The organism is Pseudomonas sp. W2-17, assembly GCF_041060445.1.
Lineage (GTDB): Bacteria > Pseudomonadota > Gammaproteobacteria > Pseudomonadales > Pseudomonadaceae > Aquipseudomonas.
The window spans coordinates 1-17,092 of the sequence record NZ_JAUFNS010000039.1; the positions used below are offsets into that span (position 1 = coordinate 1).

At 60.3% G+C, this 17,092-nt stretch carries 16 protein-coding genes; 8 read left to right on the forward strand and 8 right to left on the reverse strand.

Annotation, left to right across the window (positions count from 1 at the left end; all coding sequences use genetic code 11):
* Positions 1-199: 199 nt before the first annotated feature.
* The 8 genes from QWI20_RS26575 to flgA form a co-directional block, all read right to left on the reverse strand.
* A complete protein-coding gene (locus QWI20_RS26575; protein ID WP_369307942.1) occupies positions 200-2,164 on the reverse strand; it encodes a phosphatidylserine/phosphatidylglycerophosphate/cardiolipin synthase family protein in 1,965 nt (654 codons plus the stop codon).
* A gap of 2 nt (positions 2,165-2,166) precedes the next feature.
* Complete coding sequence (locus tag QWI20_RS26580; RefSeq protein ID WP_369307943.1) at positions 2,167-4,953, reverse strand: type VI secretion system Vgr family protein; 2,787 nt, start codon at positions 4,951-4,953, stop codon at positions 2,167-2,169.
* Positions 4,950-5,933 carry a hypothetical protein gene (locus tag QWI20_RS26585; RefSeq protein ID WP_369307944.1) on the reverse strand — a complete coding sequence of 328 codons (984 nt, stop codon included), beginning with the start codon at positions 5,931-5,933 and terminating at the stop codon, positions 4,950-4,952. Before QWI20_RS26585 ends, QWI20_RS26580 begins: the two co-directional genes overlap by 4 nt.
* 8 nt (positions 5,934-5,941) lie before the next feature.
* Entirely contained in the window at positions 5,942-6,196 is a 255-nt protein-coding gene (locus QWI20_RS26590; protein ID WP_369307945.1) for a PAAR domain-containing protein, read from the reverse strand.
* 336 nt (positions 6,197-6,532) lie between these two features.
* Complete coding sequence (locus QWI20_RS26595; protein ID WP_369307947.1) at positions 6,533-7,273, reverse strand: flagellar brake protein; 741 nt, start codon at positions 7,271-7,273, stop codon at positions 6,533-6,535.
* A gap of 82 nt (positions 7,274-7,355) precedes the next feature.
* Positions 7,356-7,823 carry a flagella synthesis protein FlgN gene (locus tag QWI20_RS26600; RefSeq protein WP_369307948.1) on the reverse strand — a complete coding sequence of 156 codons (468 nt, stop codon included), beginning with the start codon at positions 7,821-7,823 and terminating at the stop codon, positions 7,356-7,358.
* A 49-nt stretch (positions 7,824-7,872) separates the two neighbouring features.
* Positions 7,873-8,190: a flagellar biosynthesis anti-sigma factor FlgM gene (gene flgM / locus QWI20_RS26605; protein ID WP_192172656.1), complete on the reverse strand. Its 318-nt coding sequence runs from the start codon at positions 8,188-8,190 to the stop codon at positions 7,873-7,875.
* Between the two features lie 170 nt (positions 8,191-8,360).
* Positions 8,361-9,122: a flagellar basal body P-ring formation chaperone FlgA gene (gene flgA, locus QWI20_RS26610; protein ID WP_369307961.1), complete on the reverse strand. Its 762-nt coding sequence runs from the start codon at positions 9,120-9,122 to the stop codon at positions 8,361-8,363.
* 73 nt (positions 9,123-9,195) lie between these two features.
* Between flgA and QWI20_RS26615 the strand changes: the two genes are divergently transcribed.
* The 8 genes from QWI20_RS26615 (at position 9,196) to QWI20_RS26650 (ending at position 16,900) form a co-directional block, all read left to right on the forward strand.
* The gene (locus QWI20_RS26615) at positions 9,196-10,128 is read left to right on the forward strand and encodes a chemotaxis protein CheV (RefSeq protein WP_133775929.1); all 933 of its coding nucleotides are present in this window, start codon (positions 9,196-9,198) and stop codon (positions 10,126-10,128) included.
* Positions 10,129-10,172: 44 nt separating this feature from the next.
* Positions 10,173-11,000 (forward strand): protein-glutamate O-methyltransferase CheR, encoded by an 828-nt coding sequence (cheR, locus tag QWI20_RS26620; protein WP_192172653.1) that lies wholly within the window; start codon positions 10,173-10,175, stop codon positions 10,998-11,000.
* Between the two features lie 283 nt (positions 11,001-11,283).
* Positions 11,284-11,436 (forward strand): hypothetical protein, encoded by a 153-nt coding sequence (locus QWI20_RS26625; RefSeq protein WP_369307949.1) that lies wholly within the window; start codon positions 11,284-11,286, stop codon positions 11,434-11,436.
* 510 nt (positions 11,437-11,946) lie between these two features.
* Positions 11,947-12,354: a flagellar basal body rod protein FlgB gene (gene flgB / locus QWI20_RS26630; RefSeq protein WP_369307950.1), complete on the forward strand. Its 408-nt coding sequence runs from the start codon at positions 11,947-11,949 to the stop codon at positions 12,352-12,354.
* A 3-nt stretch (positions 12,355-12,357) separates the two neighbouring features.
* Positions 12,358-12,801, forward strand: coding sequence for a flagellar basal body rod protein FlgC (flgC, locus tag QWI20_RS26635; protein ID WP_369307951.1), 444 nt, complete (start codon positions 12,358-12,360; stop codon positions 12,799-12,801).
* Between the two features lie 15 nt (positions 12,802-12,816).
* On the forward strand, positions 12,817-13,542 hold the full coding sequence (locus QWI20_RS26640) for a flagellar hook assembly protein FlgD (protein ID WP_369307952.1): 726 nt from the start codon (positions 12,817-12,819) through the stop codon (positions 13,540-13,542).
* Between the two features lie 29 nt (positions 13,543-13,571).
* Positions 13,572-14,906, forward strand: a complete 1,335-nt coding sequence (gene flgE / locus QWI20_RS26645) for a flagellar hook protein FlgE (RefSeq protein ID WP_369307953.1) — start codon at positions 13,572-13,574, stop codon at positions 14,904-14,906.
* Between the two features lie 257 nt (positions 14,907-15,163).
* The gene (locus tag QWI20_RS26650; protein ID WP_369307954.1) at positions 15,164-16,900 is read left to right on the forward strand and encodes a flagellar hook protein FlgE; all 1,737 of its coding nucleotides are present in this window, start codon (positions 15,164-15,166) and stop codon (positions 16,898-16,900) included.
* The last annotated feature ends 192 nt before the right edge of the window (positions 16,901-17,092 follow it).

Consider the following 17,092-nt stretch of genomic DNA (forward strand, 5'->3'; position numbering starts at 1 on the left):
GGCGACCTCTGTCGAAGATTACGAAGCCCTGTTGCCGTGGAACTGCTCGCCGGAATTGCCTAGCTAAGCGCGGCCCATCTTCAAGTCGGTGGGGTCTATGGAGCGCTTACGAATGAAATTTGTCACGGGTTTATCTCCTGAGTCACAGGCAGTCAGCATCAACGTCGATGCTAAGATGATGGCATACTTAAATTTCATATCAGTCCAGATTGGTACGGCTTGGGCTGGTTCGAAGGAGTTCCACAAGTGAGCACTTCGGTCGCTGTGCGTTGCCAATCAAGGTTGGATATCGTCTCCGTTTGTTTTCTCTCAAAATTGTTGACCAGTCTTCATATGCATCCGAAATGCTGCCTACTTCCTCTTCTCCTGTATGCAACCCCCACAATTGCCTCCTCAACGGCTTCGCCACCGCCGGATCTTCCACGCATATATTCAACTCGCTATCAGAACTCATACTCCGCTCATTAATATTCGCCGAGCCCAACGTGGTAAACACGTCATCAACAATCATCAACTTGCTATGGATATACACTTCCAACCAGTTATCAGGCGGAGAATCCGGCGCAACAAGTGTGCAAATGTGGACTTTCAACCCCGGCACTTCAGTTGGCGTAATAGGTGTCGTTTTCTGGCTCTCAACTTGTTTGGCTAGTTCTTCGCATTGTCTGGCCAATTCATCCCGTTCGATTTCCAACCGTTCAATGGGGCCGGTCAGCTTGCCCATGGCGTCCACACGGTTGTTATAGGCGGCCAGTTTGCGTTGCGCGGTAATGTGCTCCTCGCGCAGCGCATCGAGCTTCGCCTGCCAGTAATCATCGTGCTCGAGACGCGCCACAGAGGGCATGACTTCACTGCGGCCCAACTGACGAAGCATGCGAAACGTGCCCAGTGCGCCATCAGCCATGCCTTCGTCGGAGGAGTTGGTGACGACGAACAAATGCAGGTAGCCATGTTCGCCCGGGTCGCGGCCGCCTTCGGCATGCCGCCGGGCGATGTCGACAACGGCGTCGGCGAACGGCTTCCAGCGGAAGTACTGGTTCTCGATGTAGATGAACTGGGTCGCGTTCTTGACCGCCTGCAGGTACATGGTCCGGATGTCGCGCTTGCCGGCCTCGGTCTGAGTGCGCAGCACTTGCGCCATCATCGGCGGGCCGAAACCCCTGCGCGGTTTGAGATTGGCGGCGAGGGGCTCACGGGCGGTCTGCAGGTCAATGCCGGTTGCTTTAAGCCAGGCCTGGGTGAAGTTGGCGTTCAGGTCCTGGAGCACCGGGCCGGTGACGCGGCTGGATATGTCCTGGCGCGGCGTAGAACCGTTGCGCCCGTACACATCATCCGCAGGAGCATAGGCGTGGTCGTCGCGGTCCCAATAGGGGTCGAGCATGTTGTGGCCCATGACGAAACCGACTGCACGGTCGGCGTGGTCGTAGTCCACCAGCACCATTTTCTGGTGATGGGTGGGGATCACAGACATCGCCGCCGCCTTGCTGGCGGCCTCAAGTTCTGTCGCGCCTTGCTCTCGGGAGCGGGTCCATATTTGATAGGCAATCTCCGCTCGGTCGGCCAGCCCCAGGTCGCGGACCGCAAACTCGATGTTTTCGAAAGGCCGCGCGCCCGCCTTGAACAGTTCTTGTGCCTTCAACGTGATCAATCGGAAGCCCTTCAGTCCGGGGAACACCCTCTCCACCAGCGAACTGGCGCCGGTGTCAGGCGTTGAGGCGCGGCGGTACCATTCCCAGTCATACGCTTGCTGCCACGTGGATCGCCAGTCGCCGGCGTGCGATGCAATAGAGGCCACGTTGCGTCCTGGTGTCATGTTCTCCGCGAACATCGCAGTCAGGTGCGCGCTGTCGGACCAGCACAGCACGCGCACCTTCACGCCAAGAGAGGCTTTATTGACCAGCAGTTCGCCGATGCACTGCGCCTGACCACCGCCGCGCTTGAACTGCATCGAGGGCTGAAATCCCCAGCAGATGATCTCCACCGAATGTTTTGCCGCCATGATCGCGTCGTGGACGGCGCCGAATGCTCGTTCGCCATTCACCAGCGGCTCGAAGGTCGCAGGCTTGGGCGAATACTCGCTGCACTCGACCATCCAGCGCTGATTCATGACGGCCGATGAGGTCTGGCGGGTGGCGATGGGGCAGGTGATGCTGGGTGTGTTCATCTTCAGGCTTCCGTGTCTGGATCGTTGAGGCGGTCGTAGTCTTCGCGGTACTGGCTGGGTGCTTCGCCCGAACCGGGCGTCAGGCTGTGTTGATGGCGATGCAGGCCGCGGTTGGCGCGGGCGCTGTTGTCCTGATCGCCGAGGTAGTCGCCGCTGACCGGGATGTCATAGCTGGCGCCGTTGGCCAGCTCGACGCGGTAGCGCGAGCGGGATACGCGGTGCTCGACGCTGATTTTTCCGTCGCTCGACATCACACCCTTTTCAATCTCAACCCCGTCGGCGAAGACCGTGTAAGGCATGCCGGTCCACGGCTGGTGACTGGCGGCGCTGCTTTGCCCGGCCAGCAGGGTCAGCGTCTGGCCCGCCGTGCTCTGCGGCCACGGCGTCTGCTCGCGGTCCATCTGGCTGGCGTTGCCGATGGTTTTCTTCGCCGCCTTGATGTCTATGGTGCCGGGGGCGTGAATCTGGATATCGCCGTTCTTGAGGCGGATAAAGGCACCGCCGCAGGTCAGCAGAATTTCCTCCTGGGCAGCGATCTCGATGGTTCGCGCCGTGGAGGTGATGCGCACGCTGTCTTTGGCGGTCAGTTCGATGGCGTCGTCCTGGGCCTGAATCTCCACCTTGCCTTTGGCCGCGAACAGCTTCGCCCCGGCGTCGCGGGCAAACAGGCTGATGCTGCGACCCACACTGACCAGCAGCGAGCGTGCACTGGCGAGATTGAGGTCCTCACCGGCGGAGAGGCTGGTGTGGCGGCCGCTGTGCAACTGGATGTTCTCCGGCGTGACAGCGGCGATGTCGGCGGGCGCCGAGGCGACGATCAGCGGCGCGTCATAGCCCTGAGAGGTCGCATTGCCCTGACGGTGGGAATGCGTGGCGGCCTGATGCAGCCGGTTCAGGTTTTCGAGGCCTTCCTCCAGCGACAGGGCATTGTGCTGACCGGCGCTGTCGGACAGCGCCGTCACGCGCTGCAAGGCGTCGCTTAACTGCTGGCCGGCCTCGCTGCTGTCCAGATGCCCGCTTTGTGCCTTGGTGCGCCGCCAGGTGCTGAGGTACAAACCCTGCGGCGCGCGAATGGCGCCGGAGGCCTCGGTGCGCAATTCAAACCCGTCACCGCGCCAGGCGCCGCGGTCATTGCCCTGTTGATCGACCAGGCAGCCGAGGTTCAGTTGGCTGTGGCCGTGACTGCTGTGGATCTGCGTGCGCAACTGCGCCGTAGTGTCGTCCATCACCCATTGGTTGAAACCGAGCCCGTCGATTTCCTGACTTTTGTAGCCGCTCATCCGGCCCGTGGAATGCCACGCCGGTTTGTCGCCGCCGTAGACTTGGCCGAGGATCAGCGGGCGGTCGATGTCGTTGTCGAGAAAGGTGACCACCACTTCTTCGCCCGCGCGCGGCACGTAGACACTGCCCCAACCGGCGCCGCTGCTGTTTTGCAGCATGCGCAGCCAGCAACTGGGTGCTTTTTCCGGTGATCGGAGGCGGTCCCAGTGAAAGCGCACGCACACTCGGTTCAGCGCGTCGGTCTGCAATGGCCCGCCGTTGGGCGCCACGACCACGGCGGTCTGCGGCCCGGGGTTGGCAGGCTTTTGGTGTTCGAAGGCACTGCGGTACGGGACGTCCAGACGTTGGGCCTCGAACGCGTTGCAATAAAATCCTTCGCCTTTCTCGGACGGCTTGTCGGCGCCCAGCTCTTTCAGGCGCGATTGCAGGCTGCCGGGGCGTTCACGGCGTGTCAGTGCAACGGGTAAATTGCTTTGCGCGAAAAATTCGACGGCGATCAGCAGAAACGTACGGCGTTTAGCGGGCCCGTCCTCATACAGCGGATGCCCGCGCAGCTCGAACCCGTGACCCGGGAGCATGTGCCGGACGCCGCCATGGCCGGTGATGCGCCGCGCGGCTGATTCCACCTGCTCGATTTGCACCCGTGTCTGCCAGTTGCCGTCGTCTTCGCTGTGCCACGCGTATTGCCCTCGGTATTCGTAGCGTTCCAGCGTCTTCGCCGCCCCCGGTGGATTAAGGCCCATGGAGCGGGCAGACAGCGGCTGGCGGTGAGCGCGGTAGTTATTGCTGCTCCACAGAACGTGGCCATTGAGCAGCGTGTCGGCCTGACTCCACTCCACGATGCTGTCGTGATCCAGCGCGGCCGTCTGGGTGTGAAAAGGCAGCGCTTCCGGCTCCAGCGGCGGCAGGTCAAGGACGCTGTCGACGAACACGATCCGGTGCTGGTCAGCCTCATGGACGACGTACCAATAAATGCCGGCCTGCTCGCACCAGCGCTGCACAAAGTGGGCGTCGCTTTCGTTGAACTGAGTGACGTAGGACTGGGGCGGATGCTCGTGGCGCAAGTTGAATTCATAGCGGCCTTGCGCCTGGGGATGCCCTCGGAATACGTCGGTGAAGATGTCGATCAACGTCATGTCTTGCCAGATGCGGCAATCCTGGCGGTATTCCAGCAGGCTGAACCAAGGCGCGAACTCAAGCTGCCAGTCCTGCACACTGCCGTCGCTGCCGAGGTAGCGCACGCTGCCCACGAAACCGTGTTTGTAACTGTGGCTGCCGTCGGCGCGCTTGATGGCGAGGCGAACCGGCTCGCCGATCAGTTGGTGGGGGTCGATGCGTGTCGACTCGCTGACGACATCCACGCAGTAACGCGGGATTCGGCCGAGTCGCTCGACCCCATGGACGCGCACGGCCAGCAGCGGCTCGGTCAGTGGCGTCTTGAGTTCGAGCAGGCGTCCTTCCTGGCGGATACCGGCGAGGTTGAAGGCGGAGTGTGTTGCGAAGGTCATGTCGGACTTCCTGTCGGGGCAGTGGGCACGGTGCGGGGGGCAGCGATGATCGACCCGCTGGTTGAATCGCTGTCGGTAAGGTCCAGCACCCATTGGGCCTGGCCAGTGGAGGCGCGGGCCGTCAGGCAGCCGAGGGCCATCTGCGTCCATTCGGCAGCGACGGTCCCGACCTGCCCGCACAGCGACCGGTCCCGGACCTGCTGATTGAAGGTCTGCTCGGGGGCTGTATTCGGGGTATCGGTCCGCGCGTCCCGCTTGAGTGAAACGAGGGATACCACCTCACCCAAGGGCGCCGGATCCGCAGCGTCTGCGTTGGCCGGCGGAGTGGCCCAGCTGTCGATGCTCAGGCACAGATGATTGGGCATGCTCAAGTTGCTGGACAACAACCCGGCAAGCCACGGCCCCGGTGCCTGGCCGGCGATACGGAAACCGCCGCCGGGCAGCCACGCCTGGGGCCATACACCCACCACGGTTTCGAACCAGACCAGTGGATCGACATGGGATGGCGGGAACAGATGCACTTCAACCTGCGTCCAGTCCGCGACTCGGTCGAGCAGGGGGCACTGGGTCAGGGTCGCCTGCAGCAGTTCGATGGCACGGGCGAGCGGGTCGATCGAGGGCAGAGGAATCGCGTCGATCTCGATCCGCCGCAACAGTCGGCGCGAGCCATCGGCAGCCATCAGCCTTGAATCGTGGCTGAGCGCGTTTGCGTGCTTGGGGATGTCCTGGACAGGTAACTGCTGGTCCAGGGAATGCCCGGGCAATCGCAGCCAGACGTCCTCGACGCTGACGCTCTGCGCGCAGAAATCACCTCGGGGTTTGGCCCGGTCCAGCAGGCGCTGGGCGGCTTCCTGTGCCAGGCGCTTTTCGGAAATCCGGTCGTACATGCTGCGCGGTGGCGCCACGTACTGCCGCGGGACGACAGGGGGTGGCAGCTGCGCAGGTTTGCCGAGCAGCCGTTTCAAAAAGGAATATTTCATGACGACCCCTACAGGATGCAGCAGTCATCGTGGGTCGCCACAAGGGAGTCGCCGCACAGCAGGCGATCCCCGTCGCGGGCAATGGGCCGGTCATCGACGAGGCAGGTTTCATCCCCTTCGGCGATGGCACAGGGGCCGTGAAAGCAGAGCACGCCGTCGCCGTGGCGGGCGACTTCGAGACCGTGCAGGAACGTGGAGGGCGAGCCTTGAATGACTCGACCGCCTTTGAGGGTGGGGTCGTTGAGAACGATGATGGGGCGCATGACGAAACTTCCCTGAGATGTGGCCGCGGCGAGCGTCCATGCTCCGGTGCGTTTGAGCCGCGAAATTAACACAGGGTCAGGGGCTTGAAAGTGGCACAGATTATTTCAAGACGCGTCCTACTTTGGCGCGGTGAAGAGTCCTACACGCGGGCGTGATGAGGTTCGCATTTTGATCGAGCAGGCGTGGTTTGGAGGGGGGTGGAGCGGGGCGGGAGGCGTTGCGGGAGGGGATCAGGACGCGCTATTTGATGTGCGCGTTATGGGGGAGGCGATGGCAGCGGATGTCGGCAACCGGCCAGCACGTTCTGAAACGCGCCAGCCGGTCATCACAAATGATCAGAAATCGTCGTCTTTGTCGAAGCGTCGCGCTTCGCGCTGCAGCTGATACACGAAACGCTCGACCTGGCGCTGCACCAATCCACTCATGTTGTGGAAGCGCACACCGGCGAACGTGGTGTTGATCCTTTCTTCGAAGTGCAGATAGCGCAGTTCGACCGGCGTGGTCATGTTGCCGAAGGGCAGGGAGGCGATGAAGCGCTCATAGACCTGGCCCAGTTGCATGCGCTGGGAGATATCGCCCTCAAAGCGCAGCTTGCAGCCGGTGGCGGAGACGTCCAGCAGTTTGCCGCGCAACGGGAATTTGAGCCGGTCGCCGCCAATTTCGACATCAATCAGGGAAGCCAGCTTCAGGGCCGCGCGAAACGCGTTGCGGCGCTGGTGATAGACGACTTCTTCAGGGAGAGGGCCGCGATAGCTGCGCGGCTCTTCGATCACGGTCAGCTGGGCTTTGCTTTCCCAGGCGATGCGCACACCGTCGTGAAAACCTTCGACCCGGAAGGGCTCACCGCTGGCAAGGAAACGCTCGCCATCGCGGGGGATCATCTCGTCGAAAATGACCTGGTTGGTGTCACGGTCGACGTCGATCACGTAACTCTGAAAACGCTGGGTGCGTTCGTGAAACGTGATGATCAACGGGTCATGACTTTCCATCAGCAGCCGCAGATTGGCGGCGATTTCCAACGGGGTGGTCAGTACCTTCGGGGGCTGCGGAACATCGTCCGCGCTTGAGGCATTCACGGTCTATCCATCTCCAGGCAAATAACGGCAGCGTGCAGCGTGCGGCATATTGCCACCACAGTGCGCACCTTGATACAAGAACTTACGCCTGGCTAAGCGGACGCGGCCTGGCTTTGCCCGACGTCGAACCGCGACTGTCGTACAGCGTGGGCGTGTCGCCGCCGTTGAGAATCCTCAACTGCTGTGCCGTGGTGAGTTGCTGGAGCTGGATGAGGCCGCCGTTCTGTTCGTTGGCCGCCTGGCATTCACTCATCAGTGCGCTGAGTTCATCGCCTGCGGTCAACAAGGCTTCACCCACTGACGAATGTTTCGCCACTTCTTCGAGTCCCGCGCGATTGGCGGGCAGACCCAGGCTGGTCATCAGCTGGGTACGTCGGCGTCCATGCTGCTCGAGCACGATCACCAGCGCCTGTTTCTGCGCCAGGATGTGTTCCATCTCGACCATATTGCGCCCGTGAAGCGCCACCGACTCGGCCTTCAGGATGTCCAGCAGATGCCGGGTTGGCGCAATGTCGTCCGTGATCAGTTGAAGCAATGTAGTGTCTTGCATCGCATGCCCTGGTGTTTAAGCGTCCAGAAGCCCCTGCGCAGACCTGGGGCTAGCGCTGGGCTTCGAAGTTAAGCAGTTTGCTTGCAACACGATTGCTGTCGACCTTATAGCTGCCGTCGGCGACCGCCTGCTTCAACTCAGCCACACGGGCGCTGTTGACGACAGGCTGATCACGCAACGAATCACTGATCTTCTGCAACTGTTGAGCTTCGCTGCTCAAATGTACTGCCTCACCGCTACCGGGCACGCTCGAGGTGCCGCTGACCGCTGCCGTAGCTTCGGTTTTGCTGGCTTCCTTGGTGCTGGCTGTACGTGTTGTACCGCCAACGGTAGTGGAGCTGTTCAAACGATTGAAGTCGATGACCATGATTGAAAAACCTCTGGGTTCTAGGACGCTTGCCTTGGTTTCGGCCAGACCCGGAATAACTTTAGGGCCCGTGCGAAAACAGTCTCGAATGGACTTCGCACGGAGCACAGGGGTTCCGAGTGTAGGAAAAGCGCAAGCGCAGCGCCAGAGGTCTTACCTTCACATGTCAGTTACATAGCGACCTCAACTTGCCCGGGCGCAACGATGTTGGCCTTGATCACCCGTTGGGAGTTGAGGTTCTTCACCCGTATTTGCTCGTTGAAACCGCCGTCGGACAAGGCTTCGCCCGGCATGCGCACGCTCATTGACCCGCTGCGCGCGCTGATCACCACCTGGTCGCCCTTGTGGACCATCTGCGGCTGATCGAGGTGGACGGGCGTGAGGATCTGGTCGATGACCGTTGGTCGGACAACTTTTTGCCCGACTGCCTGATCGACTGAGTCCAGGAAGCCTTGCCCGAGCAGGCTGACGTCGCGCTCGCGCAGCGCTACATCGTTTTCCGTCACGATCGCGTCGCGCTTCATGGGCCGCACGGCCGTGACCACACTGCGGTAAAGGTGTACCTGGGCCGGCACAAACACCGTCCACGGGGACGTGCCTTCGCAGCGTATCTTCACGGTGACGCGGCCGATGGGCTGGGCTGGGCTTTCCAGTGAGGCTGTCAAATCCTTGTCGCACAGCGGCATGCGCAGACGCGGGTCCAGCTGCTTGACTTCAATTTCGTAGCGGCCGGCGGTTTGGTTGGTCGCCATGTAGTCTTCAACTGTGAATTCAAGAAAGCCCTGGGTCACGCCGATAAGTGTTTCAGGCAGGGTCATGTTGTCCGCGCGGCTCAGGCTGGCGGCACACAACAGACACATCGCGACCAGCACGCAGATAAAGCTGCGGGTTGCGGGTGCCGGGCGTCGGGATACTGTCGTTTGTGTGTTCATGATGAGTAAATAGCAAGGCCCGTGCCGCTTACCGTGTTGGTAGCGCAATTGGTCGTTTTGGGAGGTATGGTGCATGGCTGGTGTGATGGATTCAGTAAACCAGCGCACTCAACTGGTCGGGCAGAACCGCCTTGAACTGTTGCTGTTCCGGTTGGACGGCAAGCAGTTGTATGGGATCAACGTGTTCAAGGTAAAAGAGGTGCTTCAATGCCCGAAACTTACCCATATGCCCAAATCCAGTCCGATTGTGCGCGGTGTAGCAAGTATTCGTGGCGGGACCATCCCGATCCTCGATCTGGCGTTGGCGACCGGTGGCAAGCCGCTGGCTGACATTACCAATTCATTCGTGATCATCACGGAGTACAACACCAAGATTCAGGGCTTCCTGGTGCATGCGGTGGAACGCATCGTCAACATGAACTGGGAAGACATTCATCCGCCACCCAAGGGCACCGGTCGCGACCACTACCTCACGGCAGTGACGCGTCTGGACAACCAGCTGGTGGAAATCATCGACGTCGAGAAGATCCTCGCCGAAGTGGCGCCGGTCTCCGAGAACATCTCGGTCGGCGTGGTCACGGCGGAGGTTCAGCACAAGGCGCTGTCGCTGCGCGTGCTGACGGTCGATGACTCCTCGGTGGCGCGCAAACAGGTGACGCGTTGCCTGCAAACCGTCGGCGTGGAAGTCACGGCGTTGAATGACGGTCGTCAGGCACTCGATTTCCTGCGCAAACTGGTGGATGAAGGCAAGAAGCCGGAAGAAGAATTCCTGATGATGATTTCCGACATTGAAATGCCGGAGATGGATGGCTATACCCTCACTGCGGAGATTCGCAGCGACCCGCGCATGCAGAAGTTGCACATCGTGTTGCATACGTCGTTGTCCGGCGTGTTCAACCAGGCGATGGTCAAGAAGGTCGGCGCTGATGATTTCCTGGCCAAGTTCCGGCCAGACGATCTGGCGGCGAGGGTGGTAGATCGTATCAAGGCGGCAGATATCAGCTGAGGAGGGGTTTTCCTCCTTGCTGTTCACATGATTTGAGAGGCGGCATGTCTACAGGTAATTTGGATTTTGATCAGTTCCGGGTGTTCCTGGAAAAAGCCTGTGGCATTTTGCTGGGTGAAAATAAGCAGTACCTGGTTTCCAGCCGCCTCAACAAGTTGATGGAGCAGCAGTCCATCAAGTCGTTGGGCGAGCTGATCCAGCGTATCCAGACTCAGCCGCGCAGTGGTTTGCGTGAGCAGGTGGTGGATGCGATGACCACCAACGAGACGTTGTGGTTTCGCGACACGTACCCCTTCGAGGTAATGAAGAACAAGGTCTTGCCCGAGGCGATCAAGGCCAGCCCCAACCAGCGTTTGCGTATCTGGTCGGCGGCGTGTTCGTCGGGTCAGGAACCGTATTCGCTGTCGATGACGATCGATGAGTTCGAGCGCAGTAACCCGGGGCAGTTGAAGTCGGGCGCGCAGATTGTGGCGACGGATTTGTCGGGTTTGATGTTGAACAATTGCAAGACGGGTGAGTACGACAGTCTGGCCATCGGCCGAGGGTTGTCGCCGGATCGTCTGCAGCGGTTCTTCGATCAGAAGACGCCAGGGCGCTGGACGGTGAAGGCGCCGATCAAGAGCCGTGTGGAGTTCCGTTCGTTCAATCTGTTGGACAGTTATGCGGCGTTGGGCAAGTTCGATATCGTGTTCTGTCGCAACGTGCTGATTTATTTTTCGGCGGAGGTGAAGAAGGATATTTTGCTGCGTATTCATTCGACGTTGAAGCCGGGGGGGTATTTGTTCCTTGGGGCGTCGGAGGCGTTGAACGGGTTGCCCGATCATTATCAGATGGTGCAGTGCAGTCCCGGGATTATTTATCAGGCCAAGTGATTGGCTGCGCTTTTGATTTGATGAGAACCCCGCTTAGGCGGGGTTTTTGTTTTGTGTTGGCGCTGAGATTGTTGGCTGCCTCTTAACCGGATTGGCGCTTAGAGGGGTCTGCCTAACGGCAGACATTTCGCCTTCGGCGAGTTACTTGATAAAGCCCCAAGTAACCAAGGGCTTTGTGCTTCTGGTTGGGCCCTTCCTTCGTCAGGGTTCCTTCACTCCGGTCTCGCTCCGTGGGCCCGCGCCGAACGGGCATCCATGCCCTGACGGCGCTCTCGCCGCATCCATGCGGCTCGGCCCACTGCGCGAAACCTGCGTTCAGCCTGCACCCAAGTCGCGTTCGGCGGTGACCGGGCCGTTTGCGTATGAAGATCAAAAGCACGGCAACGGCAACGGCAACGGCAACAGCATTCGCGAGCAAGCTCGCTCCCACGGGTAGGGTGTCTGATCAGCAAAATAGCAAGCGCCTGTACTGGCCTCTTCCCGGCTAAAGCCGGTCCCACTAACAGCAGCGCATGCAGTCCGTAGTACTGGCTTCAGACGGGAACCCTTTGATCTGCTTTTGCTTTTGATCTTCGTACGCAGAAATCCCAGACGACGCAAAACGCGACTTTGGTGAAGGAACCCCGAGGAACGAGGGGCCAAACCGAGAGCAAGCACCCTTGGTTACTTGGGGTGCTTTTCCAAGTAACTCGCCGAAGGCGAAATATCTGCCGTTAGGCAGATGCTTTTGATTGTCAGCAAGGTCGAGCACGGACCCCCGTGACGGCAAAAAAACGGCACTGCTCTTGCCGCTTTCCTCCCATCGAGCGGAAATCCCTTGCCGCTTTTCTGTCATCCCCCTGCACCAACACCCCTGCAGCCCGCGAAAAACGGCACTTCCAGCAAGTGGCACGCACCTTGCTATAACTCCTGCACGTACATCTGGTCAGCCCTCAAAGGTCCCGACATGAGCATCAGTTTTGAAAACGCCCTCGGCATCCACGAAAAAGCGCTCAACTTCCGCGCCCAGCGTGCTGAAGTGCTGGCCAACAACATCACCAACGCCGACACCCCCAACTACAAGGCGCGTGACCTCGACTTCTCCAAAGTCCTGGCCGCCCAAAGCGATAAAACCAACAACGGCCACTTCGCCCTCGACATGACCAACAGCCGTCACATCGAAGCCGAAGGCATGAGCGATGGCGAAGCCAGCCTGCTCTACCGCACCCCGTCGCAGCCGTCGCTCGATCAGAACACCGTCGACTCCCAGGTCGAAAACGCCAACTACGCCGAAAACGCCATTGGTTTTCAGGCCAGCTTCACCTTGCTCAACAGCAAATTCAAAGGGCTGGTTGCAGCCCTGCGCGGAGAGTAATCCATGTCCCTGTCCAGTGTTTTCAATATTGCCGGTAGCGGCATGAGTGCCCAGAACACCCGCCTCAACACCGTGGCCAGCAACATCGCCAACGCCGAAACCGTGTCCTCCAGCATGGACAAGACCTACCGCGCCCGCCATCCGGTGTTCGCCACGGTCTTCCAGGGCCAGGAATCCGGCGGCAGCGCCTCGCTGTTCGAAGACCAGGGTCAGGCCGGCACCGGCGTACAGGTTTCCGGCATCGTCGAAGACGCCTCCAACCTCGAAGCACGTTACGAGCCAAATCACCCGTCAGCCGATAAGAACGGCTACGTGTATTACCCGAACGTCAACGTCGTCAACGAGATGGCCGACATGATCTCGGCCAGCCGTTCGTTCCAGACCAACGCGGACATCATGAACACCGCGAAAACAATGATGCAGAAGGTCCTGACCCTGGGTCAGTGATAAAGGGCGAAATCCATGACGGTATCAAGCACAGACGCTACCTCGACGTTCCTCAAAGGGCTGCAAAGCACGACCTCCGGGACAACAGGCACTAGCACCAAATCCAGCACCGACACCAGCAGCCTCACCGGCTCAAGTTCGCTGGGCAAGGATTCATTCCTGCAATTGCTCGTGACGCAAATGCAGAACCAGAACCCGCTCGATCCTCAGGACAACAGCGAGTTCGTGGCGCAGCTGGCTCAGTTCAGCAGCCTGGAAACCATGCAGAACCTGAGCACCTCGGTCGACTCGATCAGCACCATGTATCAGTCGTCGCAGGCGTTGCAGGCCTCGTCGCTGGTCGGCCGCTCGGTGACCGTGGACGCCGGTTCGACCTACGTCGACACCAGCAAGGCCATGACCGGTTCGGTGGTGCTGCCATCGTCCAGCGCCGACACCACGGTGAAGATCTACGACAGCACCGGTACCAACGTTGTGCGCACCATCGATCTGGGCACTCAGGCGGCCGGGACCACATCCTTTAGCTGGGATGGCCTGGACGACAGCGGCGCAGCGGTGGCAGCGGGCAATTACAGCTTCGTCGCCAACGGCAAGCTGGACGGCACCGCTACTAATCTGAGCACCTATCTGCCGGCGACAGTGAGCAGCGTGACCATGGGCACAACGGGCTCTGACATGACGTTGAACCTTGCCGGCGGCACCCAGGTGGCACTGGCAAAAATCAAGCAAATCGGAATTTAGAGCCGACTAGACGGCGCAGGAGTTAAATCATGTCTTTCAATGTTGGTCTTAGTGGGCTCTACGCCGCAAACAAAAGTCTCGACGTCACCGGCAACAACATTGCCAACGTCGCCACCACCGGTTTCAAATCCTCCCGTGCGGAATTTGCCGACCAGTACGCCCAATCGATTCGCGGCACGTCCGGTAGCACCAACACCGGCAGCGGCGTCACCACCGCCGCGGTTTCGCAGCAGTTCACACAGGGCACGCTGAACACCGGCACCGGTCGCAGCCTGGACCTGGCGATCAACGGCAACGGCTTCTTCATGATGAGCAACAACGGCGAGAAGCTCTACACCCGCGCCGGCGCATTTCATACCGACTCCGCCGGCTACATCGTCAACGAAGCGGGCAACAATCTGCAGGGCTACAGCGTTGACGGTCAGGGCAATGTCGCCACGGGCGTGCTGAGCAACCTGCGTGTCGATTCGTCGAACCTGGCGCCGAAAAGCACCAGTTTGATCACCGTCGCTTCCAACCTGAACTCCTCGTCGACGGTTCCGACGGTCGCGACGTTCTCGCCGTCCGATACCAACAGCTACACCACGACCTACAGCACGCCGCTGTACGACAGTCAGGGTAACGAACACACCCTCGACCAGTATTTTTCGAAGACGGGCACCAATACCTGGACGATGTACAGCCTGGTCGATGGCCGCAGCATCAGCGATCCAAACTCCACTACCGCTGACGCGACCGCAGTGACCTTCGATTCGTCGGGTGGCTTGATCACCAGCGGCACCGGCGCCCCTGATACCACCAATTCGCCAAACGTGAGCGTGGGTACGGACGGCGTCTTCTCGATCAACAACTGGGTGCCGGCCGCCAAGACCACCGTTGGCAGCACCACTACCTGGGCGAGCAACGGCGCGGCCGCGAATGCGGGCGGGATCAAGCTCAACATGTTGGCGACCACCCAGACCAACGCGGTCTCGGGTGCAATCACCAAGACCCAGGACGGTTACGCCACTGGCCAGATCACCGCGATGAACATCGACGCCACCGGCAACATGTTCGCGACCTACACCAACGGTCAGTCCAAGGTGATTGGTCAAGTGTCGCTGACCAACTTCGCCAACGTTCAGGGCCTTTCCCCGGCAGGCGGCACCAACTGGCGCGAATCGGCTTCGTCGGGCATCCCGGTCACGGGCGCTCCACAGTCGGGTACGCTGGGTTACTTGACCGGGCAGGCGCTGGAAGAATCCAACGTCGACCTGACCGGTGAACTGGTCAACCTGATCAAGGCGCAAAGCAACTACCAGGCAAACGCCAAGACCATTTCGACGCAAAGCACCATCATGCAGACCATCATTCAGATGACCTGATGACGGTCGCTGGACACGGTCAACGAAGCCCCTCTAGGAGGGGCTTTTTTTATGCCTTTTTTTTTGACTGAAATATCGAGAGCCGTCCCACTCTACAACTGGAAACTTCCTACTTTCGTCTTTGCGAGAATCAAGTTCGCTGACAAATAAATGCCATTGAGCGGCGTCGTTTACGCGGTCCGTTCGATTGCATTCCTTTGCCCGCGATCTCGATGCATCGACGAGCGTGTCGTTGAACAACGACTCAGGGAGTGTTCATGTCATTCAACACAGCGGTTTCAGGTTTGCACGCGGCGCACAAGCGCATGGAAGTGGCCGGCAACAACATTGCCAACGTCCACACGTCCGGTTTCAAATCCTCACGCGCCGAGTTCTCGGCGGTCTATTCCTCATCCATGCTCGGCGGCAGCCGGACGGCCTCGGGTGATGGCGTGCAAGTGGCCAACGTTTCGCAGAACTTTGCACCCGGTGGGGTCATCACCAGCGAGGGCAGGGCGCTCGACATGCGCATTCAGGGCAATGGTTTCTTTGTCATGAGTGACGCCGGTTCCATCAGTTACGGCCGGTCAGGGGCCTTCATCAAGGATGCGCAGAATTTCGTCGTCGACTCCCACGGCAGCCGCTTGCAGGGCTATGGGGTGACAGACGCAGGGGAGGTGATCAGCGGCGTTCGCACGGATCTTAAGATCGACGCTGCCGACATGTCACCCAAGGCCACCGGCAGGATGGAGCAGACCCTGAACCTGAACGCGGCGTCGGCGTCACTCGGCGCCATTCCGCGCTTCGACCCTGGCGACCCGACCACCTACACGCGGGTAACGGGGCGGCTGATTCAGGATGCCGGCGTTCCGCCAACGGATCACGAGCTCAAGCAGTACTTCGTCAAGACTGAAGACGACAACTGGACGTCGTACATTCTCGTCGACGGCGTCAATCCGCTGGACCCGACCAGCACCGCGCCGCTGGAGATCGGTTTGCAGGTGTCTGCGGCGGGGAGGCTCTCGGTCACAGGTTCGACGGCGGCGGTGAAGATGATTTCCGACACCGAGTTGTCCCTGCAGAAGTGGCGCCCGGCGGTCAATGTCAACGGCAGCTGGACCGTAAGCCCCGCGCCATCTCCGGGTCCGATCTCACTGCCGCTGCTGGACGGTGGCCTGCCCGTGCTCGACCCGGCCGACCCGCTCATGCCCCGGCCCGTTCCGACCTTCAATCCGGCGGACATCACCACCTACACCAAGGCATCCACCTACGGCGTGTTCGACAGCCTCGGCATGCGTCACGAGATGACCCAGTATTTTGTCAAAGACGGCAGCAACAGCTGGAAGATGCATACGCTGATCGACGGGCGTAACCCGCAGGACCCGAGCAGTACGGTGCCGACGACAGCAAGCATGCTGTTCGACTCCGGAGGCTCGCTGCAATCGCTGATCGGCAGCCAGTGGCTGACGGCTGCCAACAACACCCTGACCCTCGAAGGCTGGGTGCCGGCCAAACCGCTGGACGGCAACAAGCCGGGCGGGCGTTGGGGCGCGAACGGCGCGGTAGGAAATGCCGACGGGATTGTCATGGACTTCAACAAGATCAGTCAGCACAACGCCGCCACCGGCAGCAGCAACATTGTCATCGACGGGCACACGGCAGGGCAGGCCACCCAGCTGACGATCGACAAGAGCGGCATGCTGATGATCGGGTTCAGCAATGGCCTGCACCGCAACGTCGGCCAGGTCATGCTCGCCAGCTTCGCCAACAATCAGGGGCTGCAGCCGGTGAGCGACACCCGCTGGGTCGAAACCCTGGCCTCCGGCGTCGCCAATTACGACACGCCGGGCGTGGGCACGTTGGGCAGTGTCATCGGCCATTCGCTGGAGGGCTCCAACGTCACGTTGACCAATGAACTGGTGGAGCTGATCCAGGCGCAGACGGCCTATCAAGCCAACTCGAAAACCCTGTCGACGGAGGCGGAACTGATGCAGACGCTGATACGCGCGACTTGATGCGGGATTTAGCGTGAACGCGAAGGTGGGACCGGCTTTAGCCGGGAAGGCGGCGTGTCAGACGGTTGATTCATCACAGGCAAACCGCCTTCGCGAGCAAGCTCGCTCCTACAGGATCGGCGTTCGCCGGGATTTCAGCGTCATGCGCATAACCTGTGGGAGTCAGCTTGCTGACGAATGCGGTGGGTCAGA